Origin of the sequence: Oceanipulchritudo coccoides, assembly GCF_010500615.1 — a bacterium.
Classification (GTDB): domain Bacteria; phylum Verrucomicrobiota; class Verrucomicrobiia; order Opitutales; family Oceanipulchritudinaceae; genus Oceanipulchritudo; species Oceanipulchritudo coccoides.
The window spans coordinates 231,496-243,082 of the sequence record NZ_JAAGNX010000003.1; the positions used below are offsets into that span (position 1 = coordinate 231,496).

Sequence of the window (11,587 nt, forward strand, 5' to 3'; positions counted from 1 at the left end):
ATCAAATTTTCTTCACGCGAACGGGAATCAACCATTCAACACCGATGAATAATAACTGCGACAACCAGAAGATGACCAGCCAGAAAAACGCGCTGTCCATGAAACCGTATGAATGAAGCCCGACTCCGAGCATATTGGTCCCGAACCAGGACCAGGCCGTGATCATGTTACCGCCGATGGCCAGATTGACCAAACCACGCGTCTTGAACATGCCACACCGTAATCCATGAATGATCATGGTCGTCCAAAGGACCAACATAAGGGCGCCATTCTCCTTTGGATCCCAGCCCCAGAAGCGGCCCCAGGATTGGTCAGCCCAAATCCCGCCCAAGACAGTCCCGATGAAACTGAAAAGGAGGGAGAAGCAGATAGCCCCAAAGATCATCCGGTGAAAGGACTTTTGCATTTCCTTATCGAGCCCTCGCCGGAACCAACCGTACAGGATATAGATTAACCCAAGAAAACCGGCCAGGAAAGTGGCCCCGTAGCCCATGACGATTGTAATGACATGCGTGCTGAGCCAGAAATTGGAATTCAAAACGGCCCGCATCTTTTCCATCGTATCCCCGCTGTCGGAGAGGTGATGGGCAACCAGAAGGGTTAGAAAGCCGACGGTCGCCGCAGCCAGTGAGCCAACGCCCTTTCTCTGGAAATATTCAAAGCCGACACTGAGCAAGACCGCGACCCAGCCTGTGAAGACAGCCGAGGAATAGAGGTTGGTCACTGGGGCATAGCCAGTAATGATCACGCGAAGGATTAATCCCACGGTATGAATGACCAACCCGAGGAGAAGAATCCCATAGGCCGAGGGAAGAAACAGACTCATTGAGAACTGCCAGCCAAGGAAGACCAGAAGCGCAACAAAGACATACAGCCCCAGCGAGACAATAAATGGCTGGCTTTGGTTGAAGTAATATTCAACCCCCGGATTTGCGTCTACTTGATCGGGGCCAAAGGAAGTGAGTTGGGCCACTGCTTCCGCAAAGGCCGACTCATCCCCATTCTGGCGGGCATCTGCCGCGCTGGCCAAGGCCGTTAACTGATCCGGTAAAACGCCTGCTTCACCAACGGCACTTTGAAGCAATTCGGAGGGCTTTATCCAATCTCCGTCATGGAACAACAGGAAAAGCGGCGTACGCCCCATGAAGTCAAGTTGCTGCATGTGGATACGCATCAGCCGAGATTTGGCAGGATCCGGTATGACGGGGGAATCCCCTCCCATCAACATGCGAGATTCAAGAATACTCCCAGCCACCGCATTATAGAATACTGGCAAGCTGTCCCGCAATCGTAGCGGATAGACCGTCTGGCTCAGAAGCTGATATTGCATCAGGTTCCCAAAGAGCTGATTGATGGCCTTTTCATAGGGACCGCGCAGATCCGAATTCTCACTGACCTGCCGGGCCTGCTCCTGGATTCTGGAAAGATACGGCTCAAGCTCGGCATAGCTGAAATACTTCTTGGTTCCAGCCTCGAGGCCGAACATTCCGAGAATATTGGGATGATCAATACGGAAAACGGGCATATCCGCCACAGCGTCACGATTCAAAAGAAGATCGGTGAACCACTCCGTCGCAGTGACTTTACCCGATTCAGTGCGGATGGATTGCTTGCCACGGAAAAGCAGAAGCGTCGACCGGGCCACCGAATCAAGCGGTTTGACCCGCCCGCCCTCAAGGACACTCATCTGCCCGAGACTCGCCTCGGGAGAATCCGCCTTGCGCACAAGGGGTTTAAAAACAGGCCAGACCAGCGAAAGAGCGATCAACCAGAATATGACAGGGAAAACGCGTTTCATTATGCAGCCCTCCTGATGGAACGGTAGGCAACCCAGCCAAACTGGTAAAGCAGACCAATTGAAACAAGAATACAGGCGATGTAGGGCAAGAGTCGACCCGGGTTACGCACGACCTGAAACATGGAGGCCGTGTCCTGTTTTGCGAAGGAGGCCTGATAAAATGTCAGCCCCTCGTAGCGAAGCGGATTGTTCATGAAAACTGTCACTTCCTGATCCTCTCCCTTTCCAGGATGCTCCACACGCACCTTGCTCGAAAAATTCATGGGAATATTCGTTCCCGGATACCGGTCGTGCTTGAAATCCAGCAGGGTGATTGTGAATGGAAGATAAGTTTTCTTGAAGCGCAGGCCCACCTCGATATTTGATCCATCGACCGAGGCCGTTTGCCCGGGAAACCGTTCCTCGAATACGTTCGAGACGAGATAGGTCCCGAGGCTCTGCCCGTCGTCCAGGAGCTCGACCACAGCTGTGCGCACATCCCGCTGGTCGCTGCTGTTGAAGGATGGTATTTCCTTCACGAACAGATTAAATTGCGCCCCGATGCCTTGGTTGACGCCGGTCGGGGACATCCCCTGCCCCGTCTCGCCACTCTTGATCTCCGCATTTCGGAAGACTTCCTTAACCGAAATCTGCACCGGAAAATTGATAGGATCAATCAACTGGCCGGCTTCCAGATCTTCGAAAGGGAATGAGAAGACGGCCAAGGTGCCATCAGGATTGTTCTGCGAGAGATACAGCTCATCCTTATGGAAGCTGCGGAGAAAATTCGCCTGGTCGCCTTCGTCCAACCACATGTAGGATTCCTCCTGCGTGAGGTTGGTCACCAATTGCCCGATGAGCAACATCAGGACACCCGCGTGAATAAGGGAGATCCCGGCGATATTCCAGCGGAGGCGGAAGTGCCGGATATGGGAGAAGACCAGATTGAGGGCAAGTAAGGGACCGATGAGATAGCCACCCGGCACAGGCAGCGGAATTTTGCTCAAAAATCCCCCCATAGGCCAGGACTCAGGATACTGCCAGAAGGCCAGAAGGCTCTCAAAGTAGATTTCCTGTGCACCACGAATGCCAATCCTTACCTGGTCCAAAGTCCCGAAAAAGACGAGGATGACCGAGAAGGCTAGCAGATAAACGGTAAGCCTGAGCGAACCAAGGGTCCGACCGAGGCTGCGAAGAAAAGACATGGCAGACATGGACTTTAGAATTGAACCGAATCAATAAACGTGCCGTAGGATTCCAATTCCTCCCGCACGGAAGCCTCATTCCCGCTGAGCTTGAAAAACCAGCTTTGCTCGTTGTGAAAAACAACCGAGACGACCACGCGACCAGCCGGATCACCGGGGCCAGTGAAATCGACCTGCCAGGCATCCATGCCCGAAATTTTCAGTTCCTGGACGAATGAATCCGCCACTTCCTCGGTCGTGGGTCCAAGGCCCACTTGCCGGCGCCAGCGATTGATGTTGGCAAGGCGGCCGCCCACATCGCCCGGAAATGCGCTCACGGCACACTCGGCCATCAACTCGGGAGGCGTTCCAGCCTTGAAGGAGAGCAGTTTCATTTGGGAAGGCGGTTGCTGTGTCCAGTCTTCCGGGATGGAAAAGGTAAAGCCCAATCCTTGCGGTGCGGCTTCGGCATGCGCGTGTGCCTCATCCATCGCGTGGTTGTGACCGCTGTGATCTTCCACCTCTGCAGGCGGAGTCTCGACATTCTTGACCACCACAAATTCAGGCTCGCTCTTGCCACAACCGGACAGGAGGGCGAGGCAAGCAGGAATGATTATTAGGGTTTGTAACTTCGATAATTTTGGGGACATGTGGGGGAGTTAAAAAGTCTCCTCAAGCCGAGTCAAGATCAGCCGAAATTTCCGAAGCAGATTCCACTCAGTCGTAACTGCGACGGCCATCGAGGGCACTTCGCAATGTGGTGGCATCCGCGTAGGGAATTCCTCCCCCACTCGGCAATCCAAAGCCAATACGGCTCACCGGGATCTGTAGCGGCGAGAAAATCTCCTCCTGCAGGTAGTGGCATGTGGCCTCCCCTTCAATATCGTTCGAGAGGGCCAGAATGACTTCCTTGAAGCCGTCCGCTTCAAGGCGCGACTTCAACGATTCAAGGTTGAGGTGCTCTGGGCCGACCCCGTGAATCGGGGAAAGTTTCCCTTGGAGGACATGATACCGGCCGCGGTAAGCGCCTGCCCGTTCCATCGACCGCAAGTCGGGAACCGTCTCTACAACACACAGGAGGTCCGGATTACGGGAGGTGTCCGAGCAGATATCACAACGCTCGCCCTCGCACAAATTGCCGCAAGCTGGGCAAGCATGGACTGAATTCACTGCTTCCTTGAGCAGTTCAATCAACTCCGTCCCGGACTCTGGTTTTTCAACCAGCAAATGCAGGGCGAGGCGCTCTGCCGAGCGATATCCGAGGCCGGGCAGCCGTTTCAGGGATTGCTGCAATCGCTCAAAGGCACTCAGCATCGGGTAAAGCTGTGGTTCATTACATGCCGCCCATGCCGGGCACCTGGAATTCCGAAGTGACCGCCTGCATGGCTTCCTCACTTTTCGCGCCAGCCTGCTTCAGGGCATCTTGGACTGCCTCAAGAATGGTTTCCTGCACGAAACCAACGTCCTCTTTCAGGAATTCCGGATCCAGCTTGATGCCTTTTACTTCCGACTGGAGCGATACCGTTACCGTAACGGCACCTCCACCACTGGATACTTCAAGATCCTGTTGGGCCAATTCTTCCTGCAGAGCGGTCATTTTCTTCTGCATCTTGGCCATCTGTTTCATCATTTTGCCTAGTCCTGCCATAAGACCGGCAAGGTTCTCCATACCGCCTCGAAAGTCAAGTCCGCCTCAGGTCTTCCAAAGACGGGCAAACTGCAAAGCGGTCTCCACGTGCAGGCGTATCCCGTCCGCGAGAAGATCATCATTAAAATCGAAGGACGGATGATGACAGCCATGCACGCTGTCCTGATCCACCGGACAAGCCGGAAGGAAATAGAAAAAGCCCGGGACCTGACGGGCAAAATAAGCAAAGTCCTCCCCGCCCATGTTCGGCTGGACCTCGACCATGCGGTCGGCTTGTCCAAGCTCTGCAAGGACTCTGCGGAAGGTGTCTTCCGCTTTGGCATCATTCACAAGGACGGGATATCCAAGCTCACAGCGAATCCTTACCTCGGCCCCGTGCGCACGAGCCACTTCCGTCGCCCGCTTCGTGATAGTCTCCTGGAGCATTTCGAGAATGGTCCTGTCAAGCGCCCGAAAGGTACCGCGCAAAACCGCCTTTGAGGGAATAATGTTGTAAGCGGATCCAGCCTCGAAGCGGGTCACCGTAATCACCGCGGATTTGATCGGGTCAATCATGCGGGAAACGATTCCATGGAGCTGCTCAACAATGCAGGCCCCCACGTATACCGGATCAACGCAGCGATGTGGAAAGGCCGCATGCCCGCCCGAACTCAACACTTCGATATCAAAGGTCCCCGTACCAGCCATGGCCGCACCGGAAGTGTAGGCAAGTGACCCAATTTTCATGGATGGATCCGGCAAATTGTTATGAAGCCCGAAAATGGCGGACACAGCCGGATCCTTCAGGACGCCTGCCTCGCACATCGCAAGCCCACCGGCGCCACCTTCCTCTGCTGGCTGAAAAATCAACTTAACCGGTCCCTGTAACGAGTCTACATGGCGAGAGAGGATGCGGGCCGCACCCGCCAACATCGCGGTATGCCCGTCGTGTCCACAGGCATGCATTTTACCCGGAACGGTTGATGACCATTCCACACCGCTCTCTTCCTCCATCGCAAGGGCGTCCATGTCCGCACGCAAAGCTACGCAAGGGCCCTCGATTTCCTTGCCGAAAAGAACGGTCATGCCCGTTCCGCCTATTCCGGTCTGGATTTCCGCACCGGTCAGGCTGCCCATAAAGGCCTTCACCCTCGCGACCGTTTCATGCTCCTCGTACGCAAGCTCGGGGTGCCGGTGTAGATCATGCCTCAGCGCCCTTACCTCATCCACAATGGCATTAATCTCTGCTGCTATAGTATCCACTATTGCCTGCGTAGACGGGAAGGCTTCCCCATGCAATCTATTCCTGCATCTGCCGGCGCTCAATCTGCGGGCCCGTGACAAAGCCGTTGCGGATTGACCAGATAATCAGCTCAGGAGTACTCCTGACGCCAGCCTTTGCCATCACATTACGGCGATGGCCCTGTATCGTGGCCACCGATAACCCAAGTCTTGTTGCGATCGCCTCATTGTTTTCGCCCAGACCGAAGGCTTTCACCAGTTCCTCCTCACGGGGAGACAGGGTTTTATAGAAGGCCTTCCCCTCGCAAATCACCTTCCGGAAGGTCCGCTCTACACGGTCCGTGTAGTAGGTTCGCCACGACTCCACCGCCTCGAAAGCACGCCGGAGTTCCTCCCCGCAGGTTGATCCCTTGTCGAGGACGCCCATCACCCCGCTGCGCTTGAGCTTCGTCACGGGATAGTTCCCCATGTGCGCCGTCAGGACAAGGATGCGCGTCGTTGGCTGGCGCATCATCTGCCGCTCCACATAGTCCATTCCGTGGCCGTCCGGAAGGTCCATGTCCAGCAAGACCAGATCCATCGGCAGCTCCTTGCTCATTCGCTCCGCCTCTTCCAGGCAAGCCGCCTCACCCACCACCGTGTAGCCTTCACGCACAAGCCAACCGACCAGAAACTCACGGAACATTAGCTCGTCCTCCACCACCAATACGTTCTTTATACTCATAACGTATTTTAGATTAGCCTCATTGGAGGCGGATCAAGAAAAATCTCTACCTGAATTCAGGTAGGTGGGTGTGGACCGCCCGAAGGCGGAACTCCAACGCAAGATTAAGACCGCCTGAACGCGGGACTCCAACGCAAGATTCCGACTAGTAGCGGTAATGCTCGCTCTTGTAGGGGCCCTCGGGCTTGACGCCGATGTAGCTGGCCTGTTCGGGGCTGAGCTTGGTCAGCTTGGCACCGATCTTTTCAAGGTGCAGGCGAGCCACTTCCTCATCGAGATGCTTTGGCAGAATGTAGACACCCGGAGTGTACTTTTCGAGGTTCTTCCAAAGCTCCACCTGCGCCAGCACCTGATTGGTAAAGCTGTTGGACATGACGAAGCTCGGGTGACCCGTGGCACACCCCAAATTGACCAACCGGCCTTCGGCGAGCAGGTAAATGGAATTACCTGCCGGGAAGCGGTACTGATCGACCTGCGGCTTGATATTGATATGCTCGACACCCGGGATCTGTTTCATCTTGTCGACCTGGATCTCGTTATCGAAGTGGCCGATATTACAGACAATCGCCTGATCGGCCATTTTCTGCATGTGGTCCATTGTAATGATATCCTTATTACCTGTGGTGGTAACGTAGATATTACCCCAGCCGAGAGTGTCCTCGATTGTAAGGACGCGGAATCCCTCCATGGCGGCCTGCAAGGCGCAGATCGGGTCAACTTCCGTAACAACAACCTGGGCACCCTGGGCCTTCAAGGCTGCGGCACAGCCCTTGCCAACATCGCCGTAGCCACAGACAACGGCAACCTTGCCGGAAATCATGACATCGGTGGCGCGCTTGATTCCGTCGACGAGGCTTTCCCGGCAACCGTAAAGGTTATCGAACTTACTCTTGGTGACAGAATCATTCACATTGATTGCCGGGACAAGCAGCTTGCCACTGTTCTGCATTTCATAAAGGCGATGGACACCGGTGGTTGTTTCCTCGGAAACCCCTTTCCAGTCCTCGACCACGTTATGCCAGTGAATCGGATCCTCCGACTTGACCTTGCGCAGCAAATGCTTGATGACGGCTTCTTCCTCACTCTCGGATTCTGTATCGATCCAATCACTACCGTCTTCCAGCTCATATCCCTTGTGGATGAGCAGGGTCGCATCACCGCCGTCGTCAACGATCAGCTGCGGGCCCTTTCCGTCCGGCCAGGTCAGCGCTTGATAAGTGCACCACCAGTATTCTTCCAATGTCTCACCTTTCCAGGCAAAGACCGGAACCCCGAGGGCGGCGATAGCTGCGGCAGCGTGGTCCTGGGTGGAGAAAATGTTACATGAGCACCAGCGGATATCGGCACCGAGATCACGCAGGGTCTCGATCAACACCGCTGTCTGGATTGTCATGTGCAGGGAGCCCATGATCCGCACGCCGGCCAGAGGCTTCGAGGCGGCGTATTTTTCCCGTGTGGCCATAAGGCCCGGCATTTCATGTTCCGCGATGGAAATTTCCTTGCGCCCGAAGTCGGCCAATCCGATATCGGCCACCTTATAATTGAGGGCTTCTTGTGTCTGTGTACTCATAATAAATCTTTCGAATTTGTATCTGATTAAAGAAAGGGGATCCTGATGTTTCCGCGCTTAGCCGTTGATGGCCGCTTTCAACGCGTCCACCTTGTTGACTTCCTCCCACGGCATGCCCGCCTTGCCAAAATGACCATAGTGCGTGCTTTCACGATAAATCGGGCGGAGCAGGTCCAGCTGGCTGATAATTTCAGCAGGCTTGAAGCGGAAAACCTTCTTGATGGCCTCGATGATATCGGCGTCAGGATGTTTTCCCGTATCGAAGGTTTCAATATGGATGGAGGTCGGGTTGGGATAACCGATGGCGTAAGCAACCTGAAGTTCACAAATCTCAGCCAGTCCGGCAGCGACAACATTCTTGGCTACCCAGCGGCACATGTAAGCTGCTGACCGGTCCACCTTGGAAGGATCCTTTCCGGAGAAAGCACCGCCACCGTGACGGCCCCAGCCACCATAGGTATCGACAATAATCTTACGCCCGGTCAGGCCGGCATCCCCGGCCGGGCCGCCAATGACGAAATTTCCGGTCGGATTGATAAAGTATTCTGTATTGTCGCCCAGCAGCTCGGCGGGAAGCACTTTCTTAATCACTTCCTCAATAATGTAATCCTTGATTTGATCGTGATTGACTGTGTCACGGTGCTGGGTCGAGACGACAACATTGTCGATGTGCGTGATCTTGCCGTCCTCGTAGGAGATAGCCACCTGGCTTTTCGCGTCAGGACGCAACCAGTCAACAGCCTTCGCCTTACGCAGCTCAGCCAGTTTGCGAAGAATACGATGGGCAAACATAATGGCCGCCGGCATCATTTCGGGAGTCTCATCACAAGCATACCCAAACATGATCCCCTGGTCGCCAGCACCCTGCTCGTCGGTGTCTTTTCCTTCGGCCGATGCCGCATTCACGCCTTGCGCAATATCAGGACTCTGGCGCGTCAGGTAATTATTGATGAAAACATCATCCGCATGGAAAACTTCATCATCGTCCTGCGAAATGTACCCGATATCCCGGATCGCTTCCCGGATGACCGCGTTATAATCAAACTTTGCCTCGGTGGTGATTTCACCGGCCACCGTTACCATGTTGCTCTTGACCAAAGTCTCGCAGGCAACCCGGCTTTTAGGATCCTGTTCCAGACAGGCATCGAGGATGCTGTCCGAAATATAATCCGCTACTTTGTCGGGATGACCCTCCCCGACTGACTCTGAACTGAACTTCATTGTTAATCCCATAGTAATTGAGAACTGTGCCCAGCTTCGAACGCTGCGCAAGTCAAAACATCATGTTATCCTGATTATATGATGCGTATATCCATCAAGAACTTGAAAACCCGGCAACTGTCCGCTAGGAATAGAGGATGGAGAGCGGTTTGCGGATAGTATTTTACGATGGTCAGTGCCCATTTTGCGTCGGTTGGATAAAATTCCTGCTGGATCGTGATGCGAAGGACCACTTGCGCTTTGCCAGCCTCCAGAGCGATTGGAGCAGTCGCTTTTTCGAGCGGAACGGGCTGGACCAGCCGGCAATGGACAGCGTTCTCGTCTGGGACGGGCAATATTTGCATGCCCAATCGGAGGCCATCATTTCCATAGCGGAAATTCTGCCAGGCATATGGCATGGAGGACGATTCATTGGGAAGCTCCCGCCGCGAATCCGGGATGGGGCCTATACCTTCATTGCCGAACGGCGGCATGATTTATTTGGGAAGAAAGAAAAATGCTGGCTACCGAGTGAGGATTACCGGCGTAAATTCCTCGATTTATCCGATCCTGTTTACAAAAGTGCGCAGGATGGAGATCTGCCAGAAGACAATACAGCTCCGGACAACCGGTAAAGGCACCTATGAACTCAGTTCCGATCTGGAGGCCATGCTTGCCGAATCAGGACTGAAGGACGGCATGATGACCGTGTTCTGCTGCCACACGAGCTGCAGTCTCGTCATCATGGAAAACGCTGATCCAAGTGCGCGCAGGGATCTCGAAGCCTGGCTGGAACGCCTTGTTCCGGAAAAGGACCGTCTTTTCACGCACACCCATGAAGGGCCCGACGATATGCCCAGTCACATCAAGATGGCCCTGACCCGAACATCGGAATCTATCCCCTTTTCCGGTGGCAAGCTGGCTCTTGGCACTTGGCAAGGGTGCTTTCTCTGGGAGCACCGCTCAGCGCCGCACTCCCGAAGCTTGAAAATGACCCTGATGGGCCACTGAGAGGCTCCTAAAAAGTGTGCACGAAAAAACCGCTCCGCAGCTTCGGCTCAAACCAGGTACTTTTCGGAGCCATGATCTGGCCGGCATCGGCAATCTCCATCAACTGTTCGACACTCACCGGATACATTGAAAAGGCAATCGCTCCCTTTCCCGCATCCACCTGCTCCTTCAGGTAAGCCGTGCCGCGGATTCCTCCGACAAAATCGATATCGTCGCTGGTCCGCGGGTCATCAATTCCCAGAATCGGGCTAAGGATGCGGTCCTGCAACATGCTCACATCGAGTTTGCTGACCGGGTCCGCCCCCTCTTCCGGGCTAAGCTCGATACGGTACCATTTCCCATCGAGATAGAATCGCACATCGCCCACTTCCTTCGGCGTATCGGTATCCGCTTCACAGACGGAAGAAACCTTGTTGATGCGTTCCAGGCAATCCGCCGCGCTCAACCCGTTAAGTGTATGGACAATCCGGTTGTAGGGCAGGATCTTGAGCTGGTTGCCCGGGAACAGGACCGTCAGGAACCAATTGTAATCCTCTTCGCCGGTGTGGTTGGGGTTGGCATCCTGCCGCTCCTTGCCCACACGGGCGGCAGAGGCCGCGCGGTGGTGGCCATCGGCAACATAGGTGCAGGGAACATCGGTGAAGGCCGACATGACAGCCTCTCCTCCTTCGATTTTCCAGACGGTGTGGCGAATGCCATCATCAGCAACAAGATCGTAAAGGGGTGTGCCGCCCGAGGCCTCTTGCATCAGCCGGGTCAGCTCGGGGACTTCGTTGTAGGTCAGAAATACCGGTCCCGTATTGGCGCTCATCTCGGAGGTCAACCGGGTGCGATCGTTCTCCTTGGCCACCCGGGTTTTCTCATGCTTCTTGATGAGGTCCTTTTCATAATCATCAACGTGGGACAAAGCGACGATCCCCTGCTGGGTGTGGTCACCCATTTGCTGCTGATAAACATAGACACTGGGACCAGACTCGCGGACAAGGTGGCCCTCGGCCTGCAGCCGGAGGAAGTTTGCCACCGCCTTACCGTATACTTCATCCGAGTACGGATCGGTTCCTTCTGGAAAATCAATTTCCGCACGCACGACATGCAGCATGCTCACGGGATTCCCGGCCGCCAGGGCACGGGCCTCTTCCGTGCTCACGACGTCGTAGGGAAGTGAGACAAGCTTGTTGACGGAGTCAGATGAGGGGCGAAGGCCCTGAAAAGATCGAATTCGCATGGGATATGGTGAGAACAGATGCGGAAC

Annotated in this window: 12 protein-coding genes; 2 read left to right on the forward strand and 10 right to left on the reverse strand. The window is 54.8% G+C overall.

Features of this window, described 5'->3' with window-relative positions; all coding sequences use genetic code 11:
• Window position 1 precedes the first annotated feature (1 nt).
• From G0Q06_RS11625 to metK, 9 genes are all read right to left on the reverse strand, one after another.
• Entirely contained in the window at window positions 2-1,798 is a 1,797-nt protein-coding gene (locus tag G0Q06_RS11625; protein WP_163966136.1) for a cytochrome c biogenesis protein, read from the reverse strand.
• Window positions 1,798-2,991 carry a cytochrome c biogenesis ResB family protein gene (locus G0Q06_RS11630; protein ID WP_163966139.1) on the reverse strand — a complete coding sequence of 398 codons (1,194 nt, stop codon included), beginning with the start codon at window positions 2,989-2,991 and terminating at the stop codon, window positions 1,798-1,800. Before G0Q06_RS11630 ends, G0Q06_RS11625 begins: the two co-directional genes overlap by 1 nt.
• A 5-nt stretch (window positions 2,992-2,996) precedes the next feature.
• Complete coding sequence (locus G0Q06_RS11635) at window positions 2,997-3,611, reverse strand: hypothetical protein (RefSeq protein WP_163966140.1); 615 nt, start codon at window positions 3,609-3,611, stop codon at window positions 2,997-2,999.
• 67 nt (window positions 3,612-3,678) lie between these two features.
• Window positions 3,679-4,275: a recombination mediator RecR gene (gene recR / locus G0Q06_RS11640; protein ID WP_163966143.1), complete on the reverse strand. Its 597-nt coding sequence runs from the start codon at window positions 4,273-4,275 to the stop codon at window positions 3,679-3,681.
• A 19-nt stretch (window positions 4,276-4,294) separates the two neighbouring features.
• Window positions 4,295-4,630 carry a YbaB/EbfC family nucleoid-associated protein gene (locus G0Q06_RS11645; protein ID WP_338045132.1) on the reverse strand — a complete coding sequence of 112 codons (336 nt, stop codon included), beginning with the start codon at window positions 4,628-4,630 and terminating at the stop codon, window positions 4,295-4,297.
• Window positions 4,631-4,654: 24 nt separating this feature from the next.
• The gene (locus tag G0Q06_RS11650) at window positions 4,655-5,851 is read right to left on the reverse strand and encodes an amidohydrolase (protein ID WP_163966148.1); all 1,197 of its coding nucleotides are present in this window, start codon (window positions 5,849-5,851) and stop codon (window positions 4,655-4,657) included.
• 37 nt (window positions 5,852-5,888) lie between these two features.
• Window positions 5,889-6,554, reverse strand: a complete 666-nt coding sequence (locus tag G0Q06_RS11655) for a response regulator transcription factor (RefSeq protein WP_163966151.1) — start codon at window positions 6,552-6,554, stop codon at window positions 5,889-5,891.
• 145 nt (window positions 6,555-6,699) lie between these two features.
• A complete protein-coding gene (gene ahcY, locus G0Q06_RS11660; RefSeq protein ID WP_163966153.1) occupies window positions 6,700-8,124 on the reverse strand; it encodes an adenosylhomocysteinase in 1,425 nt (474 codons plus the stop codon).
• A 57-nt stretch (window positions 8,125-8,181) separates the two neighbouring features.
• A complete protein-coding gene (gene metK / locus G0Q06_RS11665) occupies window positions 8,182-9,345 on the reverse strand; it encodes a methionine adenosyltransferase (RefSeq protein WP_238710775.1) in 1,164 nt (387 codons plus the stop codon).
• Window positions 9,346-9,482: 137 nt separating this feature from the next.
• Here metK and G0Q06_RS11670 point away from each other — a divergent pair, with 137 nt between their 5' ends.
• Both G0Q06_RS11670 and G0Q06_RS11675 read left to right on the forward strand, forming a co-directional pair.
• The gene (locus tag G0Q06_RS11670; protein ID WP_238710776.1) at window positions 9,483-9,959 is read left to right on the forward strand and encodes a thiol-disulfide oxidoreductase DCC family protein; all 477 of its coding nucleotides are present in this window, start codon (window positions 9,483-9,485) and stop codon (window positions 9,957-9,959) included.
• Entirely contained in the window at window positions 9,916-10,335 is a 420-nt protein-coding gene (locus tag G0Q06_RS11675) for a secondary thiamine-phosphate synthase enzyme YjbQ (protein ID WP_163966161.1), read from the forward strand. Before G0Q06_RS11670 ends, G0Q06_RS11675 begins: the two co-directional genes overlap by 44 nt.
• Before the next feature lie 7 nt (window positions 10,336-10,342).
• Here the strand turns inward: G0Q06_RS11675 and G0Q06_RS11680 are convergent, their stop codons facing one another.
• Complete coding sequence (locus G0Q06_RS11680; RefSeq protein ID WP_163966163.1) at window positions 10,343-11,560, reverse strand: DUF1015 domain-containing protein; 1,218 nt, start codon at window positions 11,558-11,560, stop codon at window positions 10,343-10,345.
• Window positions 11,561-11,587: the final 27 nt, after the last annotated feature.